We start from the raw sequence: 16,535 nt of genomic DNA on the forward strand, positions 1-16,535 counted from the left end.
TCTTTTTAAAACTTATTTTTCTAATATTGTTGCTACGAAATACATATACGTAGCTACAGTACAATATTAACCTCACTGTCAAAAATCTTTCAACTTTGCTCCCATCTCATTCTTCAAACTCTTTACAAAAACGAAAATATAATTAAAGTTATGCCTTGTGCATTCTATGATAAAAAACAAAATAATCTATGGCAAAAATTAAAATGACACTATTGCTTATGCTTTTCATCACCACTACTGGATTTAAAATTGAAGATAGTAGTATTGAAGGTTTGAGTATTAAATTTAGAAAGATTTCTGAAGACTATATGAGGCCAGGTGAACCAATGCCTTTAATACAACCAATGCCAATAGAAGCAGCAGAAGGAATGAAATTTGTCAAATTGAAACTTACCTTGAAAAACGAAGATAAAAAAGATTGCATTTTTGATTTTGCTGATGTATACATTTCATCTGAACAAGATAGTTTATATAGATTCTTAAAATTTCAAGCCTATTTTATAGGTACAAAAACGAAAATCAAGCCAAATAAAGAAATTTATAGAATTGCATTATTTGAGTTTCCTGATAAATTAGAACCTAAAGAACTTTTTATTGAAGATAAGAGATACAAAATAATTGAGGATAAGTAAAGCTAAATGTCTTGCTAAAATTCATCAATCATTAATGAAAATTTCAATAGCTCCTATAATAAGCCAGCAATTATGATCAAAGAAATTTTAACTGACTATATCTGTTTTATAAGAACTTTTGAAGTTCTATTGAAAAATAAATATAAAATGGATATAAATCCATGTTCGTTTTCAGGAACCCTTTTTGAGAAAAAAGGAACTATAGACGGAATTGAATATTGGTTTCATGGAAGTGGTTGTACAGTTGAAAAAGATGGTGTTTTGTGTAAGTATGATATTTCAATAAATGAAATTCAATTTACACAATGGGATTTTACTGAATTTATCAGAACTCATCCTGAATATCAAAAACTAAATTATAGTTCTGACTATATTGAATATGAATTATACCAACTTATAAATAAAGGAACTTTAGCTTGGCTAATTGTAAAAGGAGATATTTTTGGATGTGTTTTTAAAACTTATAGAGTTCTTAAGGTCCCCCCGCTAGCGCTAGCGTCTCGCTCGTGAACACAAAATATGGAACTTTATACTTTTCCTAAAATGATTATTTTTTCAAGAAGATTATAATTTAGATTGTATGCACGAGCGAGACGCTCGCGCCAGCAATGAGTTTTCCAGCAATAAAAACTAAACAAAAAAAACCTCGATTTTATAAAATCGAGGTTTTTTTATTTGATTAAAAATTTTATTCAACATCCAAATAAGGATTTAAAATCTCTGCTAATTTATTCAACCAATAAAAACTATTTTCTAAAGTGACAACTTCGTTTTGAAGGGTTTCATTTTCCCTCATAACTCCTAAAGCAAGTATATAATTTGCTTGTCTTATCGCCTTAGCCATTTCTTTTGGATCGATTGTATTGTTAAAAAAATTCACTAACCTAATTTCGGATTCTTTTGAAAGGTTGTTTTTGTTTGTACTCATAATGTGAAGATTTAAGAATAAAACCCTCATGCCTTAGCAGTCTTACGCTTCTTCACGGCGTCAAAGTCCTTTCGGAGCTTTACTACATAACATAAGGGAAATTTTATTTTGTTCTTAATGTGAAGATTTAAGAACTGTAAATATAAGAAAAAACCTTCATTTAAAATATTGTATCGATGAAAAAATGATAGTTATTCCAATTAAATGGGGCAACTAATGATTTTTAGCAAAGTAATCAAAAAATACTGAACAAGAGATAAACTATTTAAAATCTTGAAACAAGAAAATTTATTAATTCAAAAAAGGCGCAAATTCACCAAAATTAAATTTTGATGATTCTATTTTTAATACTAATTTAGGATAGTAATGAGTCAACTTTTTTCAGGACATTACAAAAACTAAAAAAGTATAAAGAGATGAATGAATATTATTTCAACTATCATCATGGAAAAACAGACAAGCCAAGCGTCGTCTTGTTTTTCACGTTTCTTGTCTCTTTTGCTACGCTCCTATTATCGTGGGTATTTGCCAATGGCTTGCTAGCGGTTTTTTCCATTCTCATTGCAGTCGGCTCGTTCAAATACTTGATAAAGCGAATGCATAAAAAAATAAGACAGACAGAGCATATCATTACCAATGAAGATGATTTTTCTTGTTCTAAGTACAAACAGCTAGCCTACAAAGATATTGTTCATATCCATGTTCCTATAAAAGAAATTGGAGCTTTAGGATCTGATATATATGAACGTTATAAGCGCTCGGATATCGAACTGCCCTATTTAACTTTTACAATAACAATGTTGTCTGGAGAAAAATTGACTTGGACACTCAATGAATGGGGAGGACTTTATAATTCTAAAAAGGACTTTGAGACCTTCTTTGCCTTTCTTATCCAAATTACGCTCAAAATTCATGAGTTACATACAGTCGAAGATAATGAAATCAGGTATTTAACAATCCTTGATAAAAATGGCGACTGGAACATCAAGCCTGTTAAATAACCAAAGAAATGCAGAATTAAAAATAAATAATCCTAATAACGCCGAAAATTTTTCTGTGTTATCAGGATTAATCTATCTAAATCTCCTTTCTAACTTTCAATTCGTTTTTTTACTATTTCTAAAAGCTCTTCTTTAGTCATAAATGTGTTTAAGAAATCTTCTAAATTTCCCTCATTAGAAATTTCTCTAAAAAAGACTTCATGATCGGTACCAAATAATGTAGGATTCTCCGGATTTGGGTCAGATAGGCATATATAATAGTTATCAGGAAAACCATAACTAGAAAAAAGATAAATAAAATCTGGAGAAGGATCATTCGTAACCGCTGTTATTTCGCTTAGATCAGTATCTTCATCCATAAAATCTTCATTCCATTCTTCATAGTCTTCAGTTCCTTCTTTAAAAGGTGTAAAAGGTTGCCCTTCCCAAAACATCTGCCCATAACCTTCAATTGTTAATCGGTAATATTTTTCGATTATTTTATCATAAAAAGCCTTTTTGTCTTTTTTAAAAAGTTCAATATTTTGACTAATAAACTCAGCAATACCATAAATTGGTTCTGAATCCTCGGCCGTTTCCCAAGGAGTATCAATTGGTCTTCGATAAAGAACCGTATTAAAAGTAATTGACATAATATCGCTATATGTAGACAATCCTTTTACCATACTTATGTTCCCACCCAATTGTTGAATTCTATCTAAAATTTCCTTTTTCATTTATATTATTCTTTGAATCTAAATTAAGGTAATTCATTTACAAATCAAAAAATAGCTAATTATAATATTCAAAAATAAAAATGCAACTTAAAAACAATCCATTCTTAAAAACAAAATCAGTAGTAAGGCTCCGTTATTATCAGTTTACCAGTGCACCACTCGTTTTATTATTAATAATAACTTAATATTTTCTTTTTAATTTTGAGTATATGTAGTCAACTACGTATATTTGCATATAAATTATTTTATAGAATGTAAATCAATAAAAAGAAATGGAAAATAAATCAACTCACCCATTGACCAATATAATAAGTACCGAATTAATTAATGATCAAGATCAAATAAATCTTGCCTTATTTATACGCAGACAAGTATTTGTTGAAGAACAACATGTATCTGTAGAACGTGAGTCTATGGATGATACTGAATCGATTCATTATCTAGCAACTTATAATGAATTGCCTGCTGGAGCAGCTAGATATAGAAAAACAACTAAGGGAACTAAAATCGAGCGAATTGCTGTACTGAAAAATTATAGAGGCAAAGGAATTGGGGAAGCCATTTTGCTTAAAATACTTGACGATGTAAAATCAGAAGAAGTAATATACTTACATGCACAAGTCAATGCAATCGAATTTTACAAAAAAAATGGTTTTAAAGAAACTGATAATTATTTTGTAGATGCTGGAATCGATCATGTCGAAATGGATTTCGTTAAATAAACTTCCTTTTTAAGAAAATAAAAAGCCTCCAAATAGCTATTTTGGGGGCTTTTTTAATAAAATAGAAGTAAATTTGGAGCAAATAATTTCTCTTAAAATAAACCAGAAAAAATATATGTTATTTCTAATATTAAGTATTTTATGCAGTGTAAGCGTTGGTGTTATATTTAAAATAGCTCGCAAGTACAATACTAATAATACTCAAATCGTTGCATGCAATTATATCTTTGCCCTTGCACTTTGTTATATATCATTTAATCCAGATACTGCAGCAATCACGGCTACAGCTCCGTGGAGTTTGTATATTGTAATTGGAATTTTATTGCCTTATATATTTCTCTTTTTAGCACTCTCCATAAAACACATGGGAATTGTAAAGACAGATGCTGCACAGCGCTTGTCGCTATTTATTCCTATTCTAGCAGCTTGGTTATTGTTTAAAGAAGAATTTAATATCCTTAAAATTACAGCACTTATAATTGGCTTCCCTGCGTTATTACTTATCCTCAATAAGCCCACAGAAAAAACGACTAATAAATGGGTCTATCCCACAATTGTTTTGTTAGGTTTTGGAGTAATCGATATCCTTTTTAAACAAATAGCAACTCACACAGACCTTCCCTACACGACTTCTTTGTTTGCAATTTTTGCTATCTCAATGACTATAATGATAGTAGTTGTTCTGTATGAAACTCTTTTTAAGAAAGTAAAACTAACTGCTAATAATATCCTTTTTGGTGGATTGGTTGGTATTCTTAATTTTGGAAACATTCTCTTTTATCTAAAGGCACATAAGGAGTTTTCAGAAAATCCATCAACGGTTTTTGCTGGAATGAATATGGGAGTTATCATTATAGGAAGTCTTATTGGTATTCTAATCTTTAAAGAAAAACAAACCAAGTTGAATTACCTTGGTCTTTTCTTAGCTTTGATAGCGATTGTTTTAATTGTAATTTCTCAAAATAGCAACTAACAAAATGGAAAGTTATTCTTTTGAACCTATAGCATCTCCAAATGCCTCTATTTTAATTCTTGGAACCATGCCCGGAATAAAATCATTGGAACTAGGGCAATATTATGGTCATAAACAAAATAACTTTTGGAAATTACTATTCACTATTTTAAAAGAAGATCCTACAGACGATTACGAAGCTAAAAAGGAAGTCTTAATAAAAAATAACATTGCCGTATGGGATGTTTTAAAATACTGCGATAGAGTTGGGAGTTTGGATAGTGCCATTAAAAATGAAATAACAAACGATTTTGATACATTCTTAAAAGAACATCCACAGATTAAATCCATCTTATTTAATGGACAAAAAGCAGCTGCATTTTTTAAAAAATATATTAAAGTAAGTGATGATTATAAACTAATTACACTCCCATCTACAAGTCCCGCAAATGCAAGTAAATCATTTGATTTAAAACATAAAGAATGGGAAGTAATTTTAGAATTACAACAAGAATAATTCAAATCTGGAATTCGTAACTAAATAATTTTGTTTATTTGCACCAGCCATTTACTCCCTCCATCCCCATTAATATGACAGATTATTTTCTTGATAAAGAATACAAAGACATCACCTACACTATAGATGGTCTGAATTTCAAGGATTTTGAATGCTGTACTTTTAATAATTGTAACTTCTCAGCTTGTACTTTCTTAGCTGTTACTTTTATTGACTGTATATTTAATAATTGCACATTTAGTGAAGCCAAAATAAACTATGTCGCTTTTAGAACTGTAACCTTTAATGACTGCGAAATTAAAGATGTGAATTTTGCCATGTGTGATAAACTTATATTTGAAGTAAATTTTAATAATTGCATTTTAGATTTTTCTAAGTTCTATACTCTAAAGATAAAAGGAACTTCATTTACCGATTGTAGTTTGGTTGCGGTAGATTTTATGGCTAGCGATATCACAAATGTGGTTTTTGATAATTGTGACTTGTATCGCTCTGAATTTGATAGAGCCATTGCAAACAAAACCGATTTTAAAACCAGTTACAATTATACATTAGACCCTTCTAGAGTAAAACTAAAAAAAGCAATTTTTTCTTTGAAAGAAGTCAAAGGCTTACTTTTTAAACACGATATTATAGTGCATTAACGTTTTCTGCCAAGTTTCGCTAAAAAGGAATCCAGAGAGTAAAAAAACAATCCTATAAATTATTCTGTAACTGACTAAAATTTATCCTTTTTTAATATATTTACTTATATCATAATCACGAAACGTATCGCATCATGAATACTCAAGAACATACTATCCGAAATGCTAAAACAGCCGAGTTTGAAGAAATCGGAAAATTGATGGTTCAAGTTTATTCACAATTAGAAGGTTTTCCAAAAGAATCAGAACAACCCAACTATTACAAAATGCTTGCTAACATTGGTGATTTAACCAATAATCCCGATACACAACTTCTAGTTGCCGTTACCACTGATAATAAAATCGTTGGTAGTGTGGTTTATTTTAGCGACATGCAATTTTATGGCTCAGGAGGAATTGCAACCCAAGAGCAAAATACCTCTGGTTTTAGATTATTAGCTGTAAACCCAAACAATCGGGATCAAGGAATTGGCAAGCTCTTAATAAAAGATTGCATTGAAAAAGCCAAACACAAAAAACACCATCAATTGATTATTCATTCAACTATGGCAATGCAAACTGCTTGGAAAATGTATGAAAGACTAGGCTTTAAAAGATCCGAAGATTTAGATTTCATGCAAGGAGAACTTCCTGTTTTTGGATTTAGACTATTACTTTAAGTATAAAACATACTTTTGGCAGTATTAGCTAGTCATATAATGTGCCCATTTATTTCTATTCCTGCTTTAGCAAAAGACAATAGATTTTACATTTATTGCGCCCTTCATCCTATTTTTATATTAAACACGGCACCACTATGTTAATTATATAACTATTTTTTAAAGTTATATAATGCAATTCGCATGTAAAATACTGAACTTTAACAATATGTTTCTTAGTATAACTTATACTAAATCAATTATTTAAAAAGCGGATTAAAATCAAATTATTTTAATCCTATCCTATTCTTTAAAATATAGCCCGAAAAAAGGAGCTCTATTTTTTCAATACACAAGATTTTACATTTTTTAATGCACCTAATAGGATTATAAAATAATTTTCACCAATTAAAAATATATTATGCCAACTTTATACTTTAAAAATACATTTACAGATATAGGCGATGCAACACTTTTTACCAAAAAGTTTTTCAAAGAGGTGTTTGTTCCTCCCTATGAAACCAAAGAATTCTTTAGGCAATGTTATCTCATAGGCTATAAATCACTCCCTTTAGTGGCTATTACTGGTTTTATAATGGGATTAGTGCTCACACTACAAACAAGACCAACATTGGCAACTTTTGGGGCTGAATCTTGGTTACCTGGTATGGTCGCATTGTCTTTAATTAGAGAAATTGCTCCTGTAATTACAGCATTAATTTGTGCTGGTAAAATTTCATCAGGAATCGGAGCTGAACTAGGTTCTATGAAAGTAACAGAACAAATAGATGCAATGGAAGTAGCCGCCATTAATCCGTTTAAATATTTAGTCGTTACGCGCATTTTAGCCACAACATTAATGGTACCACTACTAGTCATTTTTGCTGATGCCATCGGAATACTAGGTGGTTATGTTGGAATAACAATTCATAGCGATGTAAATGCCTACCGATACATCTCACAGGTTTTTGAATCATTAGACTTTATAGATATTATCCCCGCTACTATTAAAACTTTTTTCTTTGGTTTTTTTATAGGAATGATTGGCTGTTACAAAGGGTTTAATGCCTCAAATGGTACTGAAAGTGTTGGTAAAGCAGCAAATTCAGCGGTAGTTACAGCTTCTCTGACCATTTTTATTTTAGATATGCTCGCAGTACAAATCACTGATTTATTTTTTTAATATGAAATCTAAACAAGAAAATAGCGCACAAACTGTCACTCCTAATAAACGAACTCCTGTAATCGAAATCATAGACTTACATAAGTCTTTTGATGATAATGATGTGCTAAAAGGAGTAAATCTCACCGTTAACAAAGGTGAAGACTTAGTCATTTTAGGAAGATCAGGCGAAGGTAAATCGATAACTATAAAATGTATTGTTGGATTGGTAATTCCTGATAAAGGAAGCATAAAGGTATTGGGAGAAGAAATAATTGGTTTAAAGAGAACTGAGCTGAATCAAATAAGAGTCAAAATTGGATTTCTTTTTCAAAGTGGTGCCTTGTATGATTCTATGTCGGTAAGAGAGAATTTAGAGTTTACATTAAAACGACATTCTAAAAAGCTAACTGCTCAGGAGACAGAATCTCAAATTTTGGATGTTCTTGATAGTGTTGGTTTAGCTGATGCTGTAGATAAAATGCCCTCAGAATTATCTGGTGGTATGCGAAAACGAATTGGTCTTGCTCGTACTTTAATTCTAAAACCAGAAATTATTTTGTATGACGAGCCTACTACAGGACTTGATACAATTACATCTAAGGAAATAAGTGAACTAATCTTAGATATTAAGAAAAAACGAAAAACAACTTCTATAATTATTACCCATGATATGTCTTGCGCCAAACTAACAGCTGATCGGGTAATGATTTTAAAAGACGGTGTAATACATGCTGAAGGAAAATACGAGGAATTAGAAAAAAGCGAAGATAAATGGGTAAGATCATTTTTTATATAAACATTTAACAATAAGAAATTATGAATAAGGAATCTGGATTTAAATGGAAACTAGGAATGTTTGTAACAATAGGTTTAATCCTTTTTATGTTAACTATTTATTTTATTGGAAAACAACAAAATTTATTTGGTTCAACATTCCATATAACATCAACTTTTAAAACTGTAAGTGGTTTACAAGTGGGTAACAATGTGCGTTTCTCAGGAATTAATATAGGTACTGTCGAAGACATACAATTAATAAACGATTCATCTGTGGTTGTAAAATTAGTTATCAAAGATGAAGTTAGACAATTTATAAAGACAGATGCTAGAGCTAGTATTGGTTCTGAGGGATTAATGGGCGACAAAGTCCTAACTATTTCACCTGGTAATAATTCAAATAGAATTATTGCTGATAATGGTAAAATTGCTTCTATAGATGCTATAGAAATGGATGACATCATGAAAAGTGTAAAAAAAAGTGTTGATAATGCTGGTGTAATATCAGAAGAGCTTGCCGTCTTTACTCATAATATGAATAATGGTGACGGTGCATTGTCAAGATTACTGACGGATCCAAAACTTGCAAACACATTAACTAAAACAATTACCAATTTGGAAAGTGGTACACAAGGATTTAGTCAAAACATGGAAGCTGCAAAAAGTAACTTCTTGTTTAGAGGATATTACAAAAAAAAGGAAAAAGAGAAAGAAAAAGAGAAAGAGGAAGCAGATAAAAAAGCAAAAGAAGAACATGAGAAGCTAGAGAAGGCAAAAGAAAAAAAAGAAGAAGCCCCTAAGGGGAAAGAAAACTAGAAACATTTCTACTTTGTCTTCAAATAAAGTTACTACTTCAAAAACTGCATTAGGTTTTAGCAATAAAGCATAATTAGGCTCTCAGACGTAATTATTTTTTTAATTCCACACAAAGACACATTGTTTCGTAAATAAAACAACTGTGCGCTTTTTTGAGGGGTTATGCCTTATTCTTGAAATGGAACCCTTTAGCAGAATATTAAGCCTAGCTACTTTATGTGATTCCTCCTTCGTCGGAATGACAAGTTTGGGGAGAGAACTTTGTCACTATGCTTATAAAACTTAGCTCCTTAGAGCCTTAAAAGAACCTTTGCCTCTTTTAAAAATAACATACTTTATGTTAGCTTCTTTATGTGATTCTTCGTTCCTCAGAAAGACAAGTTTGCGTCTAAAATAACTCAAGAATCCAGATTCCTTTAAACCTTTGTCACTCTGAGCCTTTGTCACTTTTTAAAAATGTGATTCCTCCTTTGTCGGAATGACAAGTTTGGGGAGAGAACTTTGTCACTATGCTTATAAAACTTAGCATCTTAGAGCCGCAGTACCTCAGAGCCTTAAAAGAACCTTTGTCACTTTTTAAAAATGTGATTCCTCCTTTGTCGGAATGACAAGTTTGGAGAGAGAACTTTGTCACTATGCTTATAAAACTTAGCACCTTAGAGCCTCAATACCTCAAGAGCCTTAAAAGAACCTTTGTCTCTTTTTAAAAATGCGATTCCTCCTTCGTCGGAATAACAAGTTTGGGGAGAGAACTTTGTCACTATCCTTATAAAACTTAGCACCTTAGAGCCTCAGTATCTCAGAGCCTTAAAAGAACCTTTGTCTCTTTTAAAATTAACTTACTTTGTGTTAGCTTCTTTGTGCGATTCCTCCTTTGTCGGAATGACAAGTTTGGGGAGAGAACTTTGTCACTATGCTTATAAAACTTAGCACCTTAGAGCCTCAGTACCTCAGAGGCTTAAAAGAACCTTTGTCCCTTTCTAAAAAAAGTTTAAAACAAAAAAAATCCCCATCAAATTCATGATGAGGATTCTAAAGAAAGGCGACGACATACTCTCCCACATAACTGCAGTACCATCTGCGCAGGCGGGCTTAACTACTCTGTTCGGGATGGGAAGAGGTGAGCCCCGCCGCAATAACCACCTTAAGGTCGTTAGTTGCTTTGGACAACTTTTCAATCGTTTGTTATCATCTAGGATAACAACCAATCAAACAATATCTTAACATACTGAGATAAAGAAACATAAATACTATTAGAAAGTTTCTCCCCCACACCGAAGTGTGGGGAAAAGCGTACATAAGCTTACGGATTATTAGTACTACTCGACTATGACATTACTGCCTTTACATCTATAGCCTATCAACGTGGTCATCTCCCACGATCCTTAAAAGAAATCTCATCTTGTGGTGGGTTTCGCGCTTATATGCTTTCAGCGCTTATCCCTTCCAAACGTAGCTACTCTGCGGTGCTCCTGGCGGAACAACAGATACACTAGAGGTTTGTCCAATTCGGTCCTCTCGTACTAGAATCAGATCCACTCAAATTTCTTGCGCCCACAGTAGATAGAGACCGAACTGTCTCACGACGTTCTGAACCCAGCTCGCGTGCCACTTTAATGGGCGAACAGCCCAACCCTTGGGACCTTCTCCAGCCCCAGGATGTGACGAGCCGACATCGAGGTGCCAAACCCCCCCGTCGATATGAGCTCTTGGGGGAGATCAGCCTGTTATCCCCGGCGTACCTTTTATCCTTTGAGCGATGGCCCTTCCATGCGGAACCACCGGATCACTATGCTCTACTTTCGTACCTGATCGACCTGTATGTCTCTCAGTCAAGCTCCCTTATGCCATTGCACTCTACGCACGGTTACCAAGCGTACTGAGGGAACCTTTAGAAGCCTCCGTTACTCTTTTGGAGGCGACCACCCCAGTCAAACTACCCACCAAGCAATGTCCCCCGCAACGCGGGGTTAGGCCTCAGATAAACAAAGGGTTGTATTTCAACAATGACTCCACAACGCCTAGCGACGCCACTTCACAGTCTCCAACCTATCCTACACATCATTTATCCAAGGTCAATACTAAGCTATAGTAAAGGTGCACAGGGTCTTTTCGTCCCACTGCGGGTAAGCGGCATCTTCACCGCTACTACAATTTCACCGAGCTCATGGCTGAGACAGTGTCCAGATCGTTACACCATTCGTGCAGGTCGGAACTTACCCGACAAGGAATTTCGCTACCTTAGGACCGTTATAGTTACGGCCGCCGTTTACTGGGGCTTCAATTCAATGCTTCTCCGAAGATAACATCTCCTCTTAACCTTCCAGCACCGGGCAGGTGTCAGGCCCTATACTTCATCTTACGATTTTGCAGAGCCCTGTGTTTTTGATAAACAGTCGCCTGGACCTCTTCACTGCGGCCAGCATTGCTGCTGGCGACCTTTCTCCCGAAGTTACAGGTCTATTTTGCCTAATTCCTTAGCCATGAATCTCTCGAGCACCTTAGGATTCTCTCCTCGACTACCTGTGTCGGTTTGCGGTACGGGTACTTATTACCTGAAGTTTAGAGGTTTTTCTTGGAAGCCCTTAGGCGCACTATCTCTTTGACCGAAGTCTCCGAGTACTATCGTATTTCCCCAAGCCGTGTGGATTTGCCTGCACAGCTTATAGGTAGGTACTTCAACGAACTATTCCGTCAGTTCGCGGCGCTTTCATCACTCCGTCACCCCATCACAGTAATAAGTAGTACGGGAATATTAACCCGTGGTCCATCGACTGTCCCTTTCGGGTTCGCCTTAGGTCCCGACTAACCCACAGCTGATTAGCATAGCTGTGGAAACCTTAGTCTTTCGGTGTGCGGGTTTCTCGCCCGCATTATCGTTACTTATGCCTACATTTTCTTTTCTAACCAGTCCAGCATACCTTACGATACACCTTCAACCCTGTTAGAATGCTCCCCTACCACTTTGACCTAAGTCAAAATCCATAGCTTCGGTAATATGTTTATGCCCGATTATTATCCATGCTCGTCCGCTCGACTAGTGAGCTGTTACGCACTCTTTAAATGAATGGCTGCTTCCAAGCCAACATCCTAGCTGTCTGGGCAGACAAACCTCGTTCTTTCAACTTAACATATATTTGGGGACCTTAGCTGATGGTCTGGGTTCTTTCCCTCTCGGACTTGGACCTTAGCACCCAAGCCCTCACTGCTGAGAAACATTATATAGCATTCGGAGTTTGTCAGGAATTGGTAGGCGGTGAAGCCCCCGCATCCAATCAGTAGCTCTACCTCTATATAACTTTAAATTCAGCGCTGCACCTAAATGCATTTCGGGGAGTACGAGCTATTTCCGAGTTTGATTGGCCTTTCACCCCTACCCACAGGTCATCCGAAGACTTTTCAACGTCAACCGGTTCGGTCCTCCACTGTGTGTTACCACAGCTTCAACCTGCCCATGGGTAGATCACACGGTTTCGCGTCTAACACTACTGACTAAAGCGCCCTATTCAGACTCGCTTTCGCTACGGATCCGTGGCTTAACCACTTATCCTTGCCAGCAACGTTAACTCGTAGGCTCATTATGCAAAAGGCACGCCGTCACCCCACGAAAGGGCTCCGACCGCTTGTAAGCGTATGGTTTCAGGATCTATTTCACTCCGTTATTCACGGTTCTTTTCACCTTTCCCTCACGGTACTGGTTCACTATCGGTCTCTCAGGAGTATTTAGCCTTAGCGGATGGTCCCGCCAAATTCAGACAGGGTTTCACGTGCCCCGCCCTACTCAGGATACCACTATCCTTTACACTCATTACCTATACGGGACTATCACCCTCTATGGTTCTACTTTCCAGTAGATTCTAATTCTTTGTGCAAGAAATGTCGTGGTCCTACAACCCCAACATTGCCGTAACAACATTGGTTTGGGCTAATCCGCGTTCGCTCGCCACTACTTACGGAATCACTTTTGTTTTCTTCTCCTCCGCCTACTTAGATGTTTCAGTTCAGCGGGTTTGCCCACCTATCGGTGTACTATGTCTTCAACATAGTGGGTTGCCCCATTCAGGTATTTACGGATCAATTCGTGTGTGCCGATCCCCGTAACTTTTCGCAGCTTATCACGCCTTTCATCGCCTCTGAGAGCCAAGGCATCCCCCATACGCCCTTATTTTGCTTATTGTACCAGCCTTAAAATTAATTAAGACCGTTTTCTTTATTTACAGTATTACTACCGTCAATAAAAAATGCTTTCTACTTTTTATTATTTTCTTATCTCAATATGTCAATGAACTTTTTTCCTTTCGGAATAGTGGAGAATAACGGAGTCGAACCGTTGACCTCCTGCGTGCAAGGCAGGCGCTCTAGCCAGCTGAGCTAATCCCCCAATTTCAATTTTAGAATTTTGAATTCAGATTTTAAACCCTATTTCAGATTCAATTTCTTTTGGTGAATTCCAACTTCTAGAATTTCCTTTTTTTTAAGTTTAAAATAGTAGTCCCGGGCAGACTCGAACTGCCGACCCCTACATTATCAGTGTAGTACTCTAACCAGCTGAGCTACGAGACTCTGTTTTTACTTAAATTGTATTATTTGAACTAACAGCAGAGTAATATAATCTTTAGAGATGTAACAAATAGACATTTCGTCTTCTTTCCCTAGCGTGCATAAATGCTAACACTAAGGCTCTAGAAAGGAGGTGTTCCAGCCGCACCTTCCGGTACGGCTACCTTGTTACGACTTAGCCCTAGTTACCAGTTTTACCCTAGGCAGCTCCTTGCGGTCACCGACTTCAGGCACCCCCAGCTTCCATGGCTTGACGGGCGGTGTGTACAAGGCCCGGGAACGTATTCACCGGATCATGGCTGATATCCGATTACTAGCGATTCCAGCTTCACGGAGTCGAGTTGCAGACTCCGATCCGAACTGTGACCGGTTTTATAGATTCGCTCCTGGTCGCCCAGTGGCTGCTCTCTGTACCGGCCATTGTAGCACGTGTGTAGCCCAAGGCGTAAGGGCCGTGATGATTTGACGTCATCCCCACCTTCCTCACAGTTTGCACTGGCAGTCTTGTTAGAGTTCCCGACATGACTCGCTGGCAACTAACAACAGGGGTTGCGCTCGTTATAGGACTTAACCTGACACCTCACGGCACGAGCTGACGACAACCATGCAGCACCTTGTAATTTGTCTTGCGAAAAATCTGTTTCCAAATCGGTCAAACTACATTTAAGCCTTGGTAAGGTTCCTCGCGTATCATCGAATTAAACCACATGCTCCACCGCTTGTGCGGGCCCCCGTCAATTCCTTTGAGTTTCATTCTTGCGAACGTACTCCCCAGGTGGGATACTTATCACTTTCGCTTAGCCACTGAGATTGCTCCCAACAGCTAGTATCCATCGTTTACGGCGTGGACTACCAGGGTATCTAATCCTGTTCGCTACCCACGCTTTCGTCCATCAGCGTCAATCAATTAGTAGTAACCTGCCTTCGCAATTGGTATTCCATGTAATCTCTAAGCATTTCACCGCTACACTACATATTCTAGTTACTTCCTAATAATTCAAGTTTAGCAGTATCAATGGCCGTTCCACCGTTGAGCGATGGGCTTTCACCACTGACTTACTAAACCGCCTACGGACCCTTTAAACCCAATGATTCCGGATAACGCTTGGATCCTCCGTATTACCGCGGCTGCTGGCACGGAGTTAGCCGATCCTTATTCTTACAGTACCGTCAAGCTGGTTCACGAACCAGGGTTTCTTCCTGTATAAAAGCAGTTTACAATCCATAGGACCGTCATCCTGCACGCGGCATGGCTGGATCAGGCTTGCGCCCATTGTCCAATATTCCTCACTGCTGCCTCCCGTAGGAGTCTGGTCCGTGTCTCAGTACCAGTGTGGGGGATCTCCCTCTCAGGACCCCTACCCATCGTAGCCTTGGTAAGCCGTTACCTTACCAACTAGCTAATGGGACGCATGCTCATCTTTTACCGTTGTGACTTTAATAGTGACTTCATGCGAAGTTGCTATGCTATGAGGTATTAATCCAAATTTCTCTGGGCTATCCCTCTGTAAAAGGTAGATTGCATACGCGTTACGCACCCGTGCGCCGGTCTCTACTCCCGAAGAAGTATACCCCTCGACTTGCATGTGTTAAGCCTGCCGCTAGCGTTCATCCTGAGCCAGGATCAAACTCTTCATCGTATATTTTTTATATTATATTGCGACTAATGATTCTATCGGTTATATTCAAATCTTGCGATTCTATTACTCTTTATTCTATGTTTCGAAATCTCTTTCGAAACGGCTGTCAATTCAATATGTCTAGGAACGTGTTCTTTTTATTTGTGTCGCTTGTTTCTCAAAGCGGGTGCAAAAGTAGTGAACTTGTTTTTAACTGGCAAGACTTTTTTGAAGTTTTTTTTAAGAAATTTTTCTCTCAAAAATCATTCGTAAATCTTAGCAGTATTTCAAAGAACTCCGTGTTTTGCGGGGTGCAAATGTAACTTTCGTTTTCCAAACTCACAAGCTTTTTTTAATCTTTTTTCAGAAAAAATTTTCCGTTTGATTAAAGTCTCTTGTCAGTATTTCAGATGAACGTTTTTGTTTGTTGCGGGTGCAAAACTACCACCTTTATCTAGATAAACAATACTTTTAAACCACTATTTTTAGTTTATTTTACCTTTAAGTCTTAACCATCTGATAACACCAACTTTACAAGCCCTCCTTTTTTAGGTTTTGTGGGGTTTTTCTGCGGGGGTGTTTGTGCTGTCCCTGTTTTTAGTGGGCTTTCGGGGGTTTGGCTGTTTCTGTTTTGCTCCCCTAGCCCTGATAGCAGCGCAAATCCTTTCTCTTTTTTCTTTAAAAAGGGAAAGATTACAGCGAATAGCAGGTTAAAGCTCCTAGAAATTACAACGCTTGCTTCTTTTTGGTTCTTCTCTCCTATTATATATAGTAAAAACATGCTCCTATATATAGTATTACGAATCCTCTCCTATATATAGTATCATAAAAAAGCGACTCCTATTATA

General features: G+C 36.4%; 14 protein-coding genes, 2 tRNA genes and 3 rRNA genes. 11 read left to right on the forward strand and 8 right to left on the reverse strand.

Annotation, left to right across the window (positions count from 1 at the left end):
* The first annotated feature begins 188 nt into the window (after window positions 1-188).
* Complete coding sequence (locus tag LNQ49_RS02335; RefSeq protein WP_229987177.1) at window positions 189-632, forward strand: hypothetical protein; 444 nt, start codon at window positions 189-191, stop codon at window positions 630-632.
* Window positions 633-704: 72 nt separating this feature from the next.
* On the forward strand, window positions 705-1,142 hold the full coding sequence (locus tag LNQ49_RS02340; RefSeq protein ID WP_428978332.1) for a DUF6896 domain-containing protein: 438 nt from the start codon (window positions 705-707) through the stop codon (window positions 1,140-1,142).
* Between the two features lie 178 nt (window positions 1,143-1,320).
* On the opposite strand, the gene LNQ49_RS02345 is transcribed toward LNQ49_RS02340, so the two are convergent.
* Entirely contained in the window at window positions 1,321-1,560 is a 240-nt protein-coding gene (locus tag LNQ49_RS02345; RefSeq protein ID WP_229987179.1) for a hypothetical protein, read from the reverse strand.
* Window positions 1,561-2,156: 596 nt separating this feature from the next.
* Here LNQ49_RS02345 and LNQ49_RS02350 point away from each other — a divergent pair.
* Window positions 2,157-2,561 carry a hypothetical protein gene (locus LNQ49_RS02350; RefSeq protein ID WP_229987180.1) on the forward strand — a complete coding sequence of 135 codons (405 nt, stop codon included), beginning with the start codon at window positions 2,157-2,159 and terminating at the stop codon, window positions 2,559-2,561.
* A gap of 89 nt (window positions 2,562-2,650) precedes the next feature.
* Here the strand turns inward: LNQ49_RS02350 and LNQ49_RS02355 are convergent, their stop codons facing one another.
* On the reverse strand, window positions 2,651-3,277 hold the full coding sequence (locus tag LNQ49_RS02355; protein ID WP_229987181.1) for a hypothetical protein: 627 nt from the start codon (window positions 3,275-3,277) through the stop codon (window positions 2,651-2,653).
* Window positions 3,278-3,549: 272 nt separating this feature from the next.
* On the opposite strand from LNQ49_RS02355, the gene LNQ49_RS02360 reads away from it, so the two are divergent.
* From LNQ49_RS02360 to LNQ49_RS02395, 8 genes are all read left to right on the forward strand, one after another.
* Window positions 3,550-3,999 carry a GNAT family N-acetyltransferase gene (locus LNQ49_RS02360; protein WP_229987182.1) on the forward strand — a complete coding sequence of 150 codons (450 nt, stop codon included), beginning with the start codon at window positions 3,550-3,552 and terminating at the stop codon, window positions 3,997-3,999.
* Between the two features lie 115 nt (window positions 4,000-4,114).
* Window positions 4,115-4,972 carry an EamA/RhaT family transporter gene (locus tag LNQ49_RS02365; RefSeq protein WP_229987183.1) on the forward strand — a complete coding sequence of 286 codons (858 nt, stop codon included), beginning with the start codon at window positions 4,115-4,117 and terminating at the stop codon, window positions 4,970-4,972.
* Window positions 4,973-4,976: 4 nt separating this feature from the next.
* The gene (locus LNQ49_RS02370) at window positions 4,977-5,468 is read left to right on the forward strand and encodes a DNA-deoxyinosine glycosylase (protein WP_229987184.1); all 492 of its coding nucleotides are present in this window, start codon (window positions 4,977-4,979) and stop codon (window positions 5,466-5,468) included.
* 74 nt (window positions 5,469-5,542) lie between these two features.
* On the forward strand, window positions 5,543-6,112 hold the full coding sequence (locus LNQ49_RS02375; protein WP_229987185.1) for a pentapeptide repeat-containing protein: 570 nt from the start codon (window positions 5,543-5,545) through the stop codon (window positions 6,110-6,112).
* A gap of 134 nt (window positions 6,113-6,246) precedes the next feature.
* Window positions 6,247-6,771, forward strand: coding sequence for a GNAT family N-acetyltransferase (locus LNQ49_RS02380; RefSeq protein ID WP_229987186.1), 525 nt, complete (start codon window positions 6,247-6,249; stop codon window positions 6,769-6,771).
* Window positions 6,772-7,171: 400 nt separating this feature from the next.
* Window positions 7,172-7,933, forward strand: coding sequence for an MlaE family ABC transporter permease (locus LNQ49_RS02385; protein WP_229987187.1), 762 nt, complete (start codon window positions 7,172-7,174; stop codon window positions 7,931-7,933).
* Window position 7,934: 1 nt separating this feature from the next.
* On the forward strand, window positions 7,935-8,711 hold the full coding sequence (locus LNQ49_RS02390; RefSeq protein ID WP_229987188.1) for an ABC transporter ATP-binding protein: 777 nt from the start codon (window positions 7,935-7,937) through the stop codon (window positions 8,709-8,711).
* Between the two features lie 20 nt (window positions 8,712-8,731).
* Window positions 8,732-9,508, forward strand: coding sequence for an MlaD family protein (locus tag LNQ49_RS02395; protein WP_229987189.1), 777 nt, complete (start codon window positions 8,732-8,734; stop codon window positions 9,506-9,508).
* A gap of 1,037 nt (window positions 9,509-10,545) precedes the next feature.
* On the opposite strand, the gene rrf is transcribed toward LNQ49_RS02395, so the two are convergent.
* The 6 genes from rrf to LNQ49_RS02425 all read right to left on the reverse strand — a co-directional run bounded on the left by rrf (window position 10,546) and on the right by LNQ49_RS02425 (window position 16,468).
* A 5S ribosomal RNA gene (gene rrf / locus LNQ49_RS02400) occupies window positions 10,546-10,655 on the reverse strand.
* A 146-nt stretch (window positions 10,656-10,801) separates the two neighbouring features.
* Window positions 10,802-13,685: ribosomal RNA gene (locus LNQ49_RS02405) — 23S ribosomal RNA — on the reverse strand.
* Window positions 13,686-13,815: 130 nt separating this feature from the next.
* Window positions 13,816-13,889: transfer RNA gene (locus LNQ49_RS02410), tRNA-Ala, on the reverse strand.
* 108 nt (window positions 13,890-13,997) lie between these two features.
* A tRNA-Ile gene (locus LNQ49_RS02415) sits at window positions 13,998-14,071 on the reverse strand.
* A gap of 123 nt (window positions 14,072-14,194) precedes the next feature.
* Window positions 14,195-15,708: ribosomal RNA gene (locus LNQ49_RS02420) — 16S ribosomal RNA — on the reverse strand.
* Together the 16S, 23S and 5S rRNA genes with 2 tRNA genes alongside form the textbook arrangement of a ribosomal RNA operon.
* A gap of 487 nt (window positions 15,709-16,195) precedes the next feature.
* A complete protein-coding gene (locus LNQ49_RS02425; RefSeq protein WP_229987190.1) occupies window positions 16,196-16,468 on the reverse strand; it encodes a hypothetical protein in 273 nt (90 codons plus the stop codon).
* Between the last annotated feature and the right edge of the window lie 67 nt (window positions 16,469-16,535).

Source organism: Flavobacterium pisciphilum (assembly GCF_020905345.1).
Taxonomy (GTDB): domain Bacteria; phylum Bacteroidota; class Bacteroidia; order Flavobacteriales; family Flavobacteriaceae; genus Flavobacterium; species Flavobacterium pisciphilum.